This is a genomic window from Curvivirga sp., assembly GCF_965219885.1.
In the GTDB taxonomy this organism is placed as follows: Bacteria; Pseudomonadota; Alphaproteobacteria; order UBA8366; family Aestuariispiraceae; genus Curvivirga.
In genome coordinates this window covers 1260471-1278405 of sequence record NZ_CBDCOT010000009.1, presented here as the reverse complement: position 1 = coordinate 1278405, position 17935 = coordinate 1260471, and the positions used below count along the sequence as shown (strand labels likewise).

9 protein-coding genes and 1 riboswitch are annotated in these 17935 nt (G+C 41.7%); of the genes, 1 reads left to right on the top strand and 8 read right to left on the bottom strand.

The genetic code is table 11. From position 1 onward, the window contains the following. Position 1: 1 nt before the first annotated feature. Entirely contained in the window at positions 2-3127 is a 3126-nt protein-coding gene (locus ACOQOA_RS11495) for an efflux RND transporter permease subunit (RefSeq protein WP_420548771.1), read from the top strand. 586 nt (positions 3128-3713) lie between these two features. Here ACOQOA_RS11495 and ACOQOA_RS11490 read toward each other — a convergent pair. The 8 genes from ACOQOA_RS11490 to ACOQOA_RS11455 all read right to left on the bottom strand — a co-directional run bounded on the left by ACOQOA_RS11490 (position 3714) and on the right by ACOQOA_RS11455 (position 17920). Then, positions 3714-4616 (bottom strand): DMT family transporter, encoded by a 903-nt coding sequence (locus ACOQOA_RS11490; RefSeq protein WP_420548770.1) that lies wholly within the window; start codon positions 4614-4616, stop codon positions 3714-3716. A 15-nt stretch (positions 4617-4631) separates the two neighbouring features. Continuing rightward, complete coding sequence (locus ACOQOA_RS11485; protein WP_420548769.1) at positions 4632-5405, bottom strand: ABC transporter permease; 774 nt, start codon at positions 5403-5405, stop codon at positions 4632-4634. Between the two features lie 16 nt (positions 5406-5421). Continuing rightward, positions 5422-6393 carry an ABC transporter permease gene (locus tag ACOQOA_RS11480; protein ID WP_420550104.1) on the bottom strand — a complete coding sequence of 324 codons (972 nt, stop codon included), beginning with the start codon at positions 6391-6393 and terminating at the stop codon, positions 5422-5424. A gap of 26 nt (positions 6394-6419) precedes the next feature. Then, on the bottom strand, positions 6420-7193 hold the full coding sequence (locus ACOQOA_RS11475) for an ABC transporter ATP-binding protein (protein WP_420548768.1): 774 nt from the start codon (positions 7191-7193) through the stop codon (positions 6420-6422). 5 nt (positions 7194-7198) lie between these two features. Then, entirely contained in the window at positions 7199-7903 is a 705-nt protein-coding gene (locus tag ACOQOA_RS11470; protein WP_420548767.1) for an ATP-binding cassette domain-containing protein, read from the bottom strand. A 37-nt stretch (positions 7904-7940) separates the two neighbouring features. After that, positions 7941-9515, bottom strand: coding sequence for an ABC transporter substrate-binding protein (locus ACOQOA_RS11465; RefSeq protein ID WP_420548766.1), 1575 nt, complete (start codon positions 9513-9515; stop codon positions 7941-7943). 291 nt (positions 9516-9806) lie between these two features. Continuing rightward, a riboswitch (cobalamin riboswitch) is annotated at positions 9807-10003 on the bottom strand. Positions 10004-10391: 388 nt separating this feature from the next. Beyond that, positions 10392-10670: a DUF6966 domain-containing protein gene (locus tag ACOQOA_RS11460; protein WP_420548765.1), complete on the bottom strand. Its 279-nt coding sequence runs from the start codon at positions 10668-10670 to the stop codon at positions 10392-10394. Continuing rightward, positions 10667-17920, bottom strand: coding sequence for a DUF637 domain-containing protein (locus ACOQOA_RS11455; RefSeq protein ID WP_420548764.1), 7254 nt, complete (start codon positions 17918-17920; stop codon positions 10667-10669). The genes ACOQOA_RS11460 and ACOQOA_RS11455 overlap by 4 nt, the downstream gene beginning before the upstream one ends. Positions 17921-17935 lie beyond the last annotated feature (15 nt).

Here is a 17935-nt window from a genome sequence, read left to right as displayed (position 1 = left end):
AATGAACATATCATACAAAAACTATGACCGTGGTCCCATTGCATGGATGGCAAAGAACCCCGTTGCAGCCAATCTTTTAATGGTAATTTTACTGATTGGCGGAATTGTAACAGCTTTACAAATTCAAAAAGAAGTTCACCCTCAATTCCAACTAGATATTGTCACTGTGGATGTGGGTTACCCTGGTGCAGCACCAAGTGAAGTAGAAACAGGTGTCTTGCAACCCGTGGAAGAAGCGATACGTGGGTTAGAGGGAATTCGTGACATCACATCAGAAGCCAAAGAAGGTAGTGGCTCTATTCAAATTGAACTGGTCTCAACTATTGACCATATGCAAGCATTTCAAAATATCGACCAAGCCATTGCACGTATCCAAACATTCCCAAATGATGCAGAAGAACCAGAAGTAAAACTACAAGCAAAACGTACAGAGGCAATGCAAGTTGGTCTATTTGGCCCTGTTGATGAATGGACACTTCGAAACATTGCAGAAGGTTTACGAGATCGTTTTTTAAGTGACCCCAATATTACACAAGTAGAACTGCAACGTGTGCCAGAATATATTACGCATGTTGAAATCAGTAATGATACATTGCGCCAATATGGATTAACGCTTCAAGATGTATCGCAAGTCATTAGTCAGTCTTCTCAAGACATTCCAGCTGGTGCGGTAAGAACATATGATGGGGAAATATTGTTACGTATGAATGAGCGTAAAATATGGGCTCAAGAATTACGAAACATCTACATCATCGCTGATCAAGATGGTGGCATTATACAATTAGGTGATCTTGCAACAATCAAAGACGGTTTTATTGAAGGTAATTTTCATTCCCGCTTTAACGGCATGCCATCGGTGGAACTTTCAATTTTCAGAACTGGCAGTGAATCCCCCCTAGATATTGAACAAGCGGTCATGGACATTATGACCGAATTTGAAACAACATCCCCACCGGGTGTGGAATGGCGTATTGATAGTAATAATGCACAAGATTTCCGGGAACGACTGAATCTAATTTTAGAAAATGGTACATCTTCGATTGTGATTGTGTTGCTTATCTTGTCCCTCTTCCTTGCCGCAAAATTAGGTTTTTGGGTGATGATGGGTATGACAATTTCATATGTGGGGTCTGTGTTGTTTCTACCGCCTGTGGGTGTCACCATTAATATGGTTTCATTATTTGGATTTTTAGTGGCACTCGGTCTTGTGGTCGATGATGCTATTGTGATTGGGGAAAATGTATTTGAAGAACGCAAAAAACATAATGACCCAATGAAAGCTGCGATTATCGGCACAAAACAAGTGGCAATGCCGGTTATCTTTTCTATCCTCACAACACTTATTGCCTTTGTACCCTTGCTGTTTATTCCGGGGGAAACTGGTTTATTCTGGTGGCCATTACCTGTTGTTGTCATAACTGTACTGACACTGTCTTTATTTGAGGCCCTTTTTATTCTTCCTGCACATTTAGGCCATGTAAAAAAAGGTGAAAACAAAAATTTACTTTTACGTTCAATCAAACAAATTCAAATGAATTTCTCCAACCGTTTTGATCGTTTTGTGTATGGTCCCTATAAAAAATTTTTAGAGATATTCCTGCGTAATCGTTACATCACAATTACTGCTGCTTTAGCATTCCTTATTGTTATTGGTAATTATGCGACTAGCGCACATATGGGAATAATCAATATGCCAGAAGTTTCCGCAGATGAAATTGAAGCTGGTATATCGATGCCTGTTGGTACAACGCCTGCCCAAGCCGGACGCATGGCTTTAAAATTAACCGAAGCAACAAAGCGCATGTATGACGAACATAACTTACATGAGGTCGCAGAAGGTATAAAAACAAATGTACGCGGACAAGATTCAATTGATGTTGAAATTGTTATGCGCCCCCCCAATGAACGAGATATGAGCGCAAAAGATGTGATCGAACTTTGGCGTGACGAGATCGGCGATATCCACGGTGTTGATCAAATCAATTTTGAGGCTGAGCGCGGCCCGGGTGGCTGGCGTGCAGATATTAGCGTGGATCTCAGCCATAGTGATATCAATGTCCTAGAAAAAGCCAGTCAACGCCTTGTTGAAGAATTGAAAAAGTTCTCAAACACCTCTGATATTGGCGACAATTTTGACAAAGGCAAAAAACGGATTGATTTCCGTTTATTGCCAGAGGGAAGTGCATTAGGGCTTACCCCGGAGTATGTTGGACAGCAGCTTAGAGGTGCATTCTTTGGCTTGCTTGCCATACGTCAACTTCGCAGTAATAGCGAAACAGAAATTCGCGTAAAACTACCTGAGTCAGAACGGAATGATCTATCTTATTTAGAAAATTTCATTATTCAAACACCACTTGGATCAGAAGTACCTCTATTTGAAGTAACAGAGCTGACCTATACCGAAGCATTTTCATCGATCACACGTCGCAATGGTAAGCGTATTGTCAATGTATCAACAGATGTCGAACCAAAGCGTGAAATTACACAAATTGTTAACAGTTTAAATAACGATATTCTACCCCAGTTACGTGCCGATTATCCGGGATTATCATGGAGCTTTGAAGGCTCAAATGCTGAAATGCAGAAATCCATGAATGCATTATGGAAATATTTTGGACTGGCTATGATTGTCATTTATGCCTTACTGGCGGTTGCATTTAGAAACTATTCCCAGCCCTTCATCGTATTAAGTGCTATTCCTTTTGGGGCAATAGGTGCTGTGATCGGGCATATTATAATGGGTTATGATATTTCGATCATTTCCATGATGGGTGTCGTGGCCCTTTCAGGCGTAGTCTTAAACGCATCCTTGATCATGACCGATTATGCTAACCGTTTACGTGCGGAAATGGGAGATGAAATTACAGCCTATGAAGCCATCAGCCAATCTGGACTAAGACGCTTTCGTCCCATTGTGCTAACAACATTAACCACATTTGGCGGATTAACACCGATCTTGCTAGAAACATCATTACAGGCACAATATCTTATCCCAATGGCCATCTCTCTTGGCTTTGGTGTGCTGTTTTCAACAGCTATTATCCTGATACTTGTTCCATGCCTATACATGGTGTTTGACGATTTGAAATCAATTAAAAGGTTTTACTTCATCAAAAAATTTCGCTGATGATAGATATTAAAACATAACCTTACCCTAAATATAAAAAAACGAGTTAGACTGTTATCATCTCTCGATGACAGTTTAACTTTCTAAATCTTGCTGGATACTGCATCAAAGCATGACATTGAGTAAGTTTTGAACGGCCTTTGAACGACCAGTAATCTTGATCTTCAATAGAAATAGCATTCAGCTTATTTACAATAGACTGATCTGTAGTATTAGAAAATATTGAAGCCTCAGTTCTCATCAAAAAAATTAGACAACCTTATTATTAAAGCTGCCCACATCCCCTAGTATAAATATTCCTAAATCTAGAATAAATTGCTTCGCCTATTTTTAACGGGCTTATTTCAAAAATTCTCAAGATATGAGTCAAAACGTTCGCATTTTATGTGTCACAAATTGTAAAAAACGTAATGTTTCTGGTAAACCTGTTCGCAAGTTATGTGTCACTTTACAATTGTTGTGTGAAGTGACTCATAAAATGAGAATGGAATGACACATAAAACGCGAATCCTTAAAATATGGGTTCGCGTTTTTTATGATAGATTATAATGTCTTCTATTTCCTGTTAAAAACAAAACTAAATCTGTTAGTTTGCCCTAAACTTAACTCTCATTAATCTAAACTTATCATCTTTAAACGCTGCTATTATTGATCCAATTAAGATCAGAGCTGCTGAAGGGTAAAAGGCATAAGACGGAATAATGTTAAAGATTACTAGATCTGCAATCACTGCAAAGAAAAGGGATAAATATTCAAACGCTGCCAGTTTAGACACATCAGAATATTTGTAGCCTAAAGTCATCATAATATGGGCAATACCGCCAGCAATGCCAGATCCAATCAAATAAAGTAGATCGACAGAATTTGGTATGACCCAACCAAACGGTAATGTAATCAAGCCTGCGATAGCACAAGTTAAAGCAAAATAAAAAGCAATTGCCCCGGCATTTTCTGATAATGCTAAACTACGTATCTGAATTTTCGCGCCTGCCGTGAAGATAGCCATCGCTAATGCCAGTCCTACGCCCAACATGTAGAGATGATCGATAGTCACAAGATTAATATTTGGAAGAATTAAAACAACCACACCAGAAAAGCCGGTGAGAACACCAATCCAACGAGTGAAAGTGACGTTTTCTTTTAACAATGCACGAGCTAGTAGAATAGCTAAAATCGGCGCTAAATAGCCCAGAATAGATGCGTGAGAAAGCGGTAAGTATTTTAAGCTGGCAAATGATGCAAACATTGCCACACATCCTAAAAGACACCTTAGTATATGTCCGCCCGGCCGCTTGGTTTTTAGCCCAGATGGAAAATCTCCCATAATAACAAGCATCATCACCAATGGGATCATTGCAAAAGCACTTCTAAAAAATACGGTCTGACCAACAGGATAATCTTCAGCTAAAATCTTGATAAAAATCACCATCAACGTGAAGAAGAAAGTAGCACCGATACGTAAGATAATTCCGTAAAAATCGTTTTGCATGATAATCTCAAATACTTATTTATAACTTAATGTATCTAGGCGATCGCGAAGGCGATCTCCCATAATATTGATAGATAATACCGATACTAAAACCGCTATGCCGGGGAAAATCATGATCCATGGATGGGTAAACATATAGCTTTTACCATCTAATAACATAGCGCCCCATTCTGCGTTTGGCGGCTGCACGCCTAATCCAATAAAACTCAAACCAGAGATTGTCAGAATGGTACGCGACCATGCATTGGTCCATAAAACCAAAAGATTCATAAAGATATTTGGCAAAATATGACGCTTGAAAATCATCCATTTTGGTAAGCCGTTTAATTCTGCTTGTAGAATAAAATCTTTGTTTAAAACGTTTACGGTCAATGTCCGTGCAAGACGGGCGAACTTCATCCAACTTACAAGAGCTAATGCGATGACCATATTACGCGTGCCAGGGCCCAAGATACTTGCCATTGCAATCGCGGCTATGATTTCAGGGAAAGCAAAGAAACTGTCTGTAAAACGCATAAGTACATAATCAAGTTTCTTGCCTGCGTAGCCTGCAACGATACCAAGCGCTATACCAACGATAGCTCCAATCGATACAATCAAAAAAGCGAGACCAAGGGAATAAATGGCACCATGGGCAATACGGCTAAGCATATCCCTGCCTAAGTGATCTGTACCCAAAGGATGTACAAAAGAAGGTAACGCCAATCGGCTTAAGAAATCCGGTTGCACGGGATCATAAGGGCTGACCAAGGCAATAATAACACAAAGAATAATGATTATGAGAGGCATGATAGAGACTATGGAACTAATTTTTTGAGGGGATCAAAGAGCTAACTTTGATTTTCTTATTTTTTAAAAGTGCAACACGTTTTCGCGGATCAAGAAGCGATTGAACCTGTTCCACAAAGATATTAGTGAGCAAATACACAATGGCTGAGAACAAAGTAAGCAAGATTAGCATTGGGTAGTCCCGCGCACCTACTGAGTAGATCAGCAAAGATCCAAGCCCGCCTCGCACAAAGATGATCTCAATGATAATTGCCCCTTCCAGCAGATGCGCTAAATCAAGAGCGATCATCGTTAGGGCAGATGAGGTAGAATGAGGAATGACATGCTTCAGGAAGATCTCAACCTCTGATACGCCTCTCATTCGTAATGTAGATATAAAAGGGGCTTGCTTTGCTTCTAAGAAGAAGGATCGAAGAAGCCTTGTTTGTGAAGAGATAACCCAAAAAGAGAGCGTAATGACAGGGAGTATTTGATGACTAAAACTATCTGATCCATAGCTTGGCAACCAGTTTAAACTCACGGAAAAAACGAAAATCAATATAAGCGCCAACCAGAAATTAGGGATTGCTGCGCCAATTGATGAGATAGCAATTGCAGCTTTGTCGATAACGCTACCAGGATATATGTAACAAAGAATACTAAGTAAGAAAGCAATGAAAAGACCAAGCATCAATGAATAAGCGGAAAGCTCCAAGGTACCGCCAACATTTTCCATAAAGATATCTATAGCTGGTGCATTTGAAACCCATGAATTTCCAAAGTCACCAGAAAGCGTTTTTAATAACCACGCCAAGTATTGATCGAAAAAGGGTTTATCCAAACCGTGCTTTATAATGATCCCTTGTATAACTTCGTTTGAGAACGCAATCTCACCTTCATAAGTCGCACGGGCAATAGCTTCTGCTTTGTCACCGGGAGAAAAATAATAAAGTGCAAAAGTTATAAGGCTGATACCAAGCAATACCGTAATAAAGCCTAATAGATGCATCAGATAGGGCGTGAAGTTCCTTATCATTAGTAAAGTACCCCTAACTTTTGGGCTGCCGTCAGCAATTTATGGCAATATTCAGTTTGGTCCGTTGTGAAAAAATCAGATGCGCTCGCATAAGCGTCTACTTGACCGTTTTTCAAGACAAGTATCTTATCTGCATAAGCCTTCGCAAAACCGAGGTCATGCGTCACTATTATCTGTGCATATTGCGTTTCCTGGTGGATCGTGTGCATTGTCTCGGCAACCTGTTTCTGTGTAATTGCATCAAGCGCACTTAATGGTTCGTCAAATAAAATGAGTTTCGGTTCACAGATGATCGCGCGCGCAATACATACTCTTTGGGCTTGCCCGATAGATAACTCCGTCGGTTTTCTTTGTAACCAATCAGTGGGCAAATCCACCGACGCCAAAGCATGCATAACTTTGTCGGCTCTTTCCCCTTTTGGAAGATTTTGCTTATAAAGTGTTTCGGAAATTAGATCATTTAGATTTAATCGCGGGTTTAATGCCGCAAGTGGATCTTGAGCCACCCATTGGGTAAAAGGTAAACCCAAAGTTCGTTTTTCAACGTTAATAATTTCAATGTCACCATTCACTAAGTGATGCTGAAAACGTTTCCAGTGAGAAGGTTGAATTCCTAGCAACGATTTTAATAACGTCGACTTTCCTGCGCCGCTTTCTCCAACGACGCAAAGTGTTTCACCGCAATCAAGAGCAAAACTTACATTTTCTAACAGATTTGTTGTATCAGTGAAGGCAGTTAAGCTTTCGACTTTCAATAAACTTTCTTGAAGCATAACCACTAAGCTGCCTTATTCTGGTTTATGGACCAAGATTTAAACCTCAACAGATACTTTCCTGCTTCGGAAGCTGGTTTCTTGAGGAATTGTTCTTTCGGCGTGTTTTCCGCCAATAACCCACCTTCCAAAACGATGATCCGATCAGCAAATTCTGTGGCGAGCCCAATGTCATGAGTAACCATAAGCAAAGCCATATTTTCTTTAACTGAATATTCAGAGATATGATCCAACGCAACAGATGCAATTATTGGGTCTAATGCGGAGGTTGGCTCATCAAGAACAAGCAATCGTGGATGTGTCGCAATAGCTTTCGCAATAAGCAATCTTTGTTGCATACCACGGCTCCATTGATGTGGGTATTTCCGACCTAATGCTGGTAAACCGAAAGCAGTAAGCGTTTCTTGTAAATCTTCAACTTCTTTGCCAGCTGCTTTCAAATGCCATTTGCAAAATTGTTTCCACTGCCAAACGAGCCTTTTTAGCGGATCAAATCCGAAATCTGGATTTTGCGGAACATAGGCAATATCAGAAGATTTCATCTGGTCCTGAAATTGAATACTGCCGTTCGTTCGTTTCATCGGTGCATACAACCCAAACAAACCGCGCAGCAGAGTAGATTTCCCAGAACCAGAACGGCCTACGATAGCGACTTTTTCACCTGCATAGATAGACAAGTCAATCTCCTGCAAGATGGGCTGAGTATCCATATGGACACTCAACCCGGCGCAGGACAACAACAGCTCTTTACTCTTTAACAAGAGTAAGCTCTGGTGTTGCGAGGTAAGTTTCAGCAGGATGGATTTTATATCCTTCCACGGCCTTAGACGACACAGATACCTGTGTTTTATGGAATAGAGGGATCAAAGGCAGTTCTTCATTGATGATTTCTTGTACTTCATCATAGAAGACTTTGCGTTTTTCGTTATCAAACTCATTTCGTCCCTGTTCTAACAACTTATCGACAAGAGAGTTGCTGTATCCAGAAACATTATACTTTGCCCCCGTTTGTACAAGTGTGGATGGGAAATAGTCTGGATCACCTTGAGGGGCAGTACCCCATGCCTGAAGATGCATATCAATTTCACCCGCTTCCAGAGATGCATTATTCGCACCCCATTCACCCATGGAAACTTCCGCACCGATACCAATTTGTTGCAACAAGGCTTGCGTAATTTCCAGAGACGGTTTCAAAGCAGGGCGACCTTCGTATGAGCGAACTTTCAATACAATGTCTGCACCATCGACTTCACGAATACCATTGCCATCAGAATCTTTGATACCTGCAGCATCCAAAATTTCTTTGGCTTTTTCTACGTTGAACGGAAGGTCAACCGCTTTATTCACCCAAGATTTCATTTGTTGTGGGAAGATAGATTTTGACGCGGCACCACCCACATTTGCCAGTGCAACCTGAACCATCAAATCACGATCAAGCCCCAATGAAATTGCCTGACGCAAAACTTTGTGTTTCAACGGGCCTTTTTCTGTTTGGGGTTGAATAAAGAACAGACGTAAAGTTTCAGTTGCATAGGTATTAAAGTCACCGCTTTGTTTCACTTTATCAAATTCTTGTTCATTGAAGTTTGTAACAACATCAACGTCACCAGAACGCAATGCCAAGGCCGCAACTGAAGGATCAGGAATTGTATCTAAAACAAGACCGTCTAGATTTGGTTTTCCTCCCCAATACTGATCAAATCCAACGGTACGATAGAATTTTCCCGTTTCAGCTTCCTTGAAGACAAAAGGCCCAGTACCAATTAAAGGAAGTTCCTTAGTACCTTCTTTCATGACAGCAGCCGAAGGCTCAGTTAAAGACCAAAGAAAAGCAGAATTTGGTGTATTGGTTTCAAAAACAAGAGTGTGATCATCTACAATCTTAATTTCTTTGATACCAAGTAATTTCACAAGCCGTGGATTATGAGCCGAATGACCTTCTTCAGAAAGTTTTTCAAAAGACGCTTTCACATCTTGGGCGGTCATTGCACTACCATCATGGAATTTTACACCTTTGCGTAATCCAATTTTCCATTCTGTCGGTGATATTTGATCATAAGAAACCGCGAGCCTTGGGGCTTGTTGCATATCATAGGTCAGGCCAATTAGTGTTTCTGAAACCCCTGCGCGGTTACTGATCCAGCCATTTTGACGGGCACGTGGATCAGGCACGGAACCTTTAGGGCCAAAAGGCACGGCAACTGTCATAATATTTTCGTCGGCCATAGCCGTGGACAAATTTGTAGCAGTAAATGTTGCGGACGCAATCAAAGTGGTAGCTAATAGACCAGCTGCAGAAAAATTGTGTAATTTAGATAGCATAGAACTTTCCATATATTTGATATGTTATAACATAACATTTATTGTTTTGTGTTACGTTTGCCAACATCTTTTTTTGATCATCGATAGGTTGAGAGGGAGCCTTCCTATCAAAGCCAAAACAAAATTAAGCTATAGAAAACATATAAATCCATTTAACTGTGTAACTGAGTTAAACGGATCTCACATATTTATTTGGAAATTGATCAGATATATTGATTAATTCCCACCATAGCGACACAAGTTGCGTCACCACAATGGGTTGCCATGCCTTCAAACCTCCCCGTATGAAGGACGGGTAACGCTAATACTGGCAGGTCTCCTGACTATACGGATCTTTGCTTTTCGACATAACCTTCCCAATAGACGATTTTCTACCAGTGGCATTATCAGTCGACGCTAACCGTTTACAGTTGCGGGGGCAGTATTGGATTTTCACCAATTTCCCTTTTCACCTCAAAATTTGAAGCACCAATATCTGTAAAAATAGTTAAATGAGAACGATTCTCATGTCAATTAAATTTGCACCATTAACAAGAACGCACAATTCATACGTCAAGATGTATCAAAAATGCGAGGTCTTGCTTGTTAAGGATATGCGTTAATTTTATCACGAGACACCCCCTATTATTCTCGTATCAAGTCTATCTGTCGATCAGGCTTAAGTCATGCTGGGCTTTGAAGAAAACTCCCCACCTGTATTCAAACTAACTAGTTTATTTAACTGAGCCTAATAATCATTTTTAGGGTTTTCTTGTTGGATTCTTCCCCGTAATGCACATTGATCTGATCAACCAAAATATCGACAGTCAGGTTATTCCCCGCATCAATATTGACTGCTTTAGCGGCCTCAATCTGGGTCCCAAGGAGGGAAATACTCTAGATTACATCAAATAACTTCTTTCTCAAATCATCAAAGATTATATTAAGATCACGATCAACCTTCCCATCATCATCTAATAATACAAGATCATTCAATGACCCCATTCCACCAAACATACTTTTAATCTGGACCCTAAAATCATCTGGACACAGTGTTTTTTTTGCCGCGAGAGATTTCAATTTATTTGCCCAAAATGGAGAACAATTATTTTTCTCTAATAACTCTCCCATTTCGGACAAATATAGTTCGGCTTTTTCAATATCTACCTTACTCATTGAAGAGGTTTACTCCCAATAACTTGAACACCCTCAATTAACCACGGTTTAGGAACCACGATTTGTTGCGTTCCACCAACATATATTCCTCCTTGCGAACCAACTTCACCCACATATACTCTTGTTCCTGCGGGGATTTTCACCTCAAAAGCTGAATCTATTGGCGATGCACCTCCACCAGGCCATTCAGGTAATACTGCACTATCAATTCTTGTTTTAAGAACACCGTCCGGAGAATTTTGCGTAAAAAATTGTCCTAGAGGTGTATCCTCTGTACCAGCCCGATGTAAGATCACATCTTTATCTAAAACAACTTCCGTATACTTTCCACCAGAAAAAGTTCCTGCCAAACCATCATCAAGTGGACCGGGATTAATAGCATCATATTCGCCTTGTGGTATACCATGTTGGAAATCCGGCAATCTATTTGTAGCAACTTGTACATCTAACTTATTTAAACCCGATTTTATGACAGCTTTCGCTGTACCCGCAAGTCCAGCAACAGTTGATATAAGTTCAGCCTCAGCATTATTACGTAATCTTTCTGCGCCGATCACATCTCCTGCGGCTTCTAATTTATCAGCTTCAGCAAATCTGTTGGAATAGCCATCTATAACGTCATTCAAAAAACCAACTGGGTCATCTTTTAATTCATAGGCAAGCTTAACAAGTGCTTTCGTTAAAGCCTGATTGTTTGCCATAGCCTGTTCACCTGCCCCCCAATCAAGTCCCAAAGCCTCTTCCGGTATAACCAGATCAAGTGCTAGATTAACCTGATCAGCCACAAGTAAAAGCGTGGCCTGTGCAGAAGACGAGAGAAATTCAGCTATACCTTCACCTGCTCCTTTTTCTCTAAGGTAACTTATTCCTTCTAGAGTCGTGACTGCGACATCAAGTGTGTCAGATTTAAGCTCAAGTAATTGTTCTCTCTGGATAGGTGTTAGATCATCACTGGCAAGTCTCGCGTTAATAACTTCGAAAGTTTCATTTGCCGTTTTTGCATAAGACAACATCTCTTGCTGACGGGCGACAATTTGTTCAGGTGTAGGGTTATCTTCATATCCAAAGAGCGCTTCGACGAAATTATTCCCATCGTAATTATCCCCACCGATAAAATCCCGGTGATCGGTTACATTAGCAAAAATATTTGCTTGGAATAATGAAGAAGGAGAAATTAATTCACCCAATTGGTCATATTGAGGCGGAATAGAATCTTTTAAAATTACATTATAAAATTCTGCGTTTTGACTAATTTCCTTCGATAACATCGCTGCTTCAGAGAAATAACGACCTCCGTCATTTTCAGATAGGAAGCTTAGTTGCTGTCCCAATTCGTTTATAAAGGTCGCATCATTTGCAGCAATCATATCCGAAATAGCTGTTTGTGCTATTTGAATGGTAGCACCAGACAAATCGGTGCGTTCAGATAATGCTGTAAATAATTCGCTATTATCTTCATCATTCAAACGCATGGCTTCCTGACCGAGGATTTGTTGCCATTCCGCTGCGCTCAAACCATCAACACCATCTAAAGCCTCTGCCTTTTCCTTAATCGCCAAGATTTCTTTTGTATGAAGTTGGCGATTGTAAAGGTTTGCATCATAGGCTGTTGCATTAGCCGTATTGACGGCATCTGCATCCCCGCCGGATAGAGCGACAGCAACCGCAGCAACTAAACCCGCCAACTGAGCCTGCATTTGGGGATCAGATGAGACCGATGCATAACCATCCCCTAACGCCTCTTGGAGACCCGCCCCAATCGCCCCAGCAAAACAACCACCACTTCGTGCTTCGCCGATACCGCATCCAGCCACGGCATGAAGAAGGATTTTCTCAACAGATCCATCTTCCAGTTTGAACCCGTCGCTTAAACCAAGATCTTCGTTCAGACTACCCGCTGCAAAATCACCAATCATGTTATATATTTGTGAAGATGCTACATTGATAGCCGCTGTTACAAAGGCATCTTTCATATTCTCGCCAAAATCACCGCCATAAATCGCGCTATTTACACTTGCTTTAACTGCAGCATTAATGAGTTGATTTTTAGCTACCGTGGGCAAAGACTCTAAATTAGTCATATCAAATAATGTGGTATTATTTGCACCAGAACTCCCATTAGCGGCTGCACCAGCTGTGTTGGTGACCCCGGCTGTAATTCCGGCGACCAATACGGCAGAGAGTAGGGATTTCATACCTTCTTTAGAAACAACGGCTTTAATACCTGCCCCTAGTTTACCTTTAGAATTGATTGTGGCGGTTGCTGCGGTTGTAACCATGCTAGTAAACCCAGCATTTGCAACAGCTGTTGCAACAGTACCCAATGAGCTTACCGCCACCCCCTGTGCAGCAGCCAGCATGGCTGCACCAGCCCCGGCTGTTACCACTGCCACGGCAATGGCCACCACCGCCATGGCGGCGCCGGTCATGCCTTCGTTTTTCTCATCCCAGCTTTCGTAATGTTCCTGAACCGCAACCCAGTCAATATCTTCGCGTTCAAGGGCCTCTTCCATCCATTCAAGGCCCGGTAATTTGGATAAAGCAGCTGCATCTTCTAAAAGGTTGCCACTTTCACGATATTCAACAGTGATCCCTTCGGCAGATTTGAAGTTGATACTGCCTTGGGCTTCCATCAAGACCATAGACACAGTTTCGGCAATTTCGCCTTGGCTATGCATCTTGAACCAAGCTTTGCCTTCATAATTCTTTTCTAGGGATTCAAATGTGCTGTCGCGCGCCGTCAGGAGACGAATGCCGCCTTCAGTCGCTTCAAGGAAGATATCTTCGCCCGCTTCCAGTTTGGACCCAACCAGTTCCAAATCTTTACGTGCTTTGAGTGAAATCTCTTCACCCGCTTTGATGCTGGTCAGCTTGTTTAACTGGGCTTGATAATCATACTTAAGGGTTTTCTTGTCGGATTCTTCGCCGTAATGCACATTGATCTGATCCACCAAAGTACCAACGGTCAGGTTATTCCCCGCATCAATATTGACTGCTTTGGCGGCCTCAATCTGGGCCCCAAGGAGGGAAATATCGTTATTGGCGGTGGCATTTAGATTGCCACCAGATTTGATGCTGGAGGTCTTCCAGATCAGATTATCTTTGGTATAAGTATCGTGGAACCCTTCGCTTGCGCCAGATTGGTCATATTTTTCAACAAGGCCAACCCCATCAACCACAATGTTATTTTGCGCATTGATCGTAGTATCCTCACCAGATTCAGTATTGGCACCGGAGATATAAACATCATTGGCGGCATCTATAGTTAAATCTTCACCCGACTGAATAGATCCATCTTTATAAAGAATGGATTTAGCCGCATTCAGGTTCGTCACCGCGGTGATCGTATCCGTGGTGTTAATAACATCACCAAGTAGGGTGGTCAGTGTGACATCTTTTTCAGCGATAATCCGACCGGAATTATTGACGATATTTCCTGCGGCGGTGATTTGCGCATTTCTGGCGATGATATCCCCACCTTTATTGATCACTTCGGAAGCGGTCACGGTGAGATCCCCGACGGCGGCAATAACGGCACCCGTATCGGTCAGCTCCGCATTTGTTGTGCTTGCGAGATAAACTTTCGGGACAAGAACACGTTGCCCTTCAACGACCATCTCCACATACCAGACCAGATCCTGATTCAGATTATTGATCTGTTCCTGTGTTAACCAAACACCAGGCGAGATATTCATATCCTTTGCATATTGAATCCCCGCATCCAGCAGATTTTTCATCTGTGCGCTATCATCGGCAATGGATGGATCAAGCCAGCGTTTACCAGTTTGCTGCATGATTTGTTCGTGGATCAAGCGGGTATCCAGATAGGAATCCCCCAGACGTTTCACATCCGCATCAATGGTGAATTCAGGGAGGCTGCTAATGAAATAGTCAGAGCCATAGAATTGACCTAAATCCGCATAGGCAAAACGTGTTTCAAATAAAACCGACTGATTTGGTGCGGCTTGTGCAAAAAGACTGTCAAAGCCTGATACATTGTTGGTTAAGAAACCATGTAAAGCAGAATTGCTTGTTTCAACACGCGCAAGCGGGTCTTTTGGATTGGCCTGAAGGTTTCCTTCGACCCCATTAAAGGCGGCTAAAGACGCCCCTTGGGCAATGGAACTATAATCAAGAGCAGCGCGATTACCTTTATCAATTGTATCTACTAGAACTGCGGCATCCGGACGGATAGTCATACCGGATTCAATATCACTGTTGTTGGTTACGGTACCTGTTAAATTTAAATTAACGTTGCCCCCCGCCTGAATGGTCGCAGCTTCAATCCCGGCAGATGTGGTTTCAACCAGCAAACGACCGCCGCCATTCCCAAACCATTTACACGGGCCACCAAAACAACGATTGTAATTCCCATAATAGGCCGAGAAATAGAGTTGGCTGGTCAAGGCAAGACCTGAATTATTGAGATCCCCACCAGAGATATCGATGTCGCCGGTTGCGGCGATGGTACTGTAATTATTGTTAAGCGTATTGGCGTCGATAACGATATTCTGGCCAGACTGGATTGTACCGCGGGCGCCGCCTGCCAATTCAGTCTTATATTGCTGAACTCTAACAGGGCCTTCATCATAATAGGCTGCGTAATCCATCCCGCGGTCAGGATGGGGAACGATAACTGTACTACCATCTAACATATAGGCATAACCCGCGCCGGAAATAGACGCCCCCGGCACGGAATTTATGGAAGGCAGCACACCATCATTGGGTTCGCCTGTGCTGACCTGACCATTGGAATAGTGGTAACGTTTACCTGTTTTTTGACATGGTGTATCACCTTCTTTTCCGCAAAATCCTTGATAAGTATATGTGCTAATAGTTGGTTGAAGCGCAGAGTATGTTTGATCGAAAACCAACCCACTTGTAACAATCAAATCCTTACGTGTGTTGGTAATCGTATCCGCTTTTAAGGTAACAGTCCCATTATCACTCTGGATTAAACCTGAGGCATTGGTGATGGAATTGGCTCTGCCTCCTGCTTCTCCTGTAATGGACAAGTCATTTAACGCAATAATGCTACCTGCACTATTCACAACGTCCCCTGTTGCTTCGACGATTAAATCGCCTTTCACCATCAACAGGCCACTATTGGTCCAGTCACTTAATCCGGTTAACGAAAGATCTCCACTACTTATCCACTGACCATCTGTGACCAATGGCGTTGCAGCCGCCGCAGCAAAAGAAGTGGTTAAACTCTCATCCCCCGTAATTGTGCCTGTATTATCGATGGCATCTGTCAAAGAGAGGTTTAAGCTACGTGCGGCGAATAAATTATTACTATTGGTCAGGCCTCTTGCAGTGGCACTTAAAATACCTTCAGTTTGAACCTGCCCTGCATTTGTCAGATTGTTTGCAACATTAATAGTTAAACCATTATCACCAGCATCAATTGTGCCTGTTGCCGTATTCTCAATGGTATCTGTACTGGTAATGGTTAAACCTTTGGCGTCAATATCACCGGCATTCTCAAGGGCATTTACAGAAATAGTTAAATTATCATTGGCAACAATTTTACCACCATCGGCATTAATCACTTTACCTTCATGGGATAAAGTTCCCGATAGCACGACTTCACCTTCATTGGTGAAACTGCTGCTTGCATTTGTAAATGTCAGATCACCGCCACTGATAATTCTGTCTGTGCTGGTAAAGTTTGACCCGATGGCAAATTCCATATTCGGGGCCTGTAATAAGGCATTGGATGTTAGATTGTTTTGAGTGGTTACCTTGACATTTTGGCCTGCGACAATTTCTCCATCCAATGTTGAATCTTGTGTAAGAACAAGTTCGATATCCTCATCCGCTTTAAGGTTTGCAGTATTTGACATCGTCAATTGATGACTATTCAAAATTACATCTTGTAGAGAAAGAATATTTCCCGACATATTCATTGTAGATGTCGCATTGATCTTTGCTGTTTTTAAAGCCTCAATATTCCCGGAATGATCAAAATTACCATCAGCAGTAATATCGATTATATCACCTGTCATATCCCCGGAGTTTGTTAACCTGTCTTGACTAGTGACATTCAGTTGACCTGCTGCGGACATCGCGCCTGCATTTTCAAGATGACTGACGGTGTTAACCTCAATAGACCCGCTCGCAACAACCTTTGAATCCGCATTAATGGAGAGATTAGTGGCAGAGATATTTATATTTTCTTTCGCTGCTATTTCTTTTGCAGCGATTAGCGTAATATCTTGAGCAGTTGCATTAATATTCTTCTTTGTTGCAATTGTTCCCTGCAGATCAATATTGTCAGACTTACTTTCTAGATAAACTGATCCATTGGCGTCCAGATTTTTGACGATAAGTTGACCATCTGCAGTAAGGCGCATATCGCCTAAAGACGCAGACATATTATCAGGCGCCTTTACCCCAACTCCATTTTCATTGGCAACCAAGGATATACGCCCTGCATATATGCCGCCCAACAGCGTAGAATCGATTGAAAAACCTGGCTTTGTTGCATCATCAACTATTTGTTCTGCAAATGACTTGGATTGGAAATCATATTTTCCATAACCTGTCACGACATCAACAGCGCCACCATGAATTTCCCCGTTCAGATCTACTAGCCTAGAGATAATTTCCCCGGAAGTCGCATCACCAAAGTTCAAACCATCTGGGCCAATTTGTACACTTTCCTGACTAAGATCGAATTGCGGATTAATAGAATGTAAACGGTTTTGATCAAGACTTCCTGTAATCAGAGACGCCTTTGGTGTATTGATAAATCCACAGCCATTGCAGGTAATTCCATTCGGATTGGCAAGAACCAACGGCACTGAACTGCCAAATAACTCTATTGCGCCCGTTAACTGTGAACGCGTCGCCCCCGTGACTTCGTTTAGAATTAAGCGCGCTTCATTACCTTTTTGCAGATTTATATTACCTAGAACACCTCCTCCAAGTTTGGAGATTCCCGCATCAGCACTGTTATTCACAACTAGGTTTTGAGCACTCACGTTAAAATTCTTGAACTTGTTATGTGAAACACCATTTCCTGTTGGTGTTGCAATATTCAGAACTGGGGTTCCGTTTATTGAAGATGAGATAAATGTATTTCCGCTCGACGGGTCAATGGTAATATCGGTTGCATAAGAAGGTACAATTGATTGTGCGAGAAAACTAAACCCGACAAAAAGAGTAAATATTTTCTTTAATAAATTGATTTTATTTATAAAATTAATCTTATAGTAGAAATTATTAATATACGTATTGAACAACATACTTCATCTCAATCA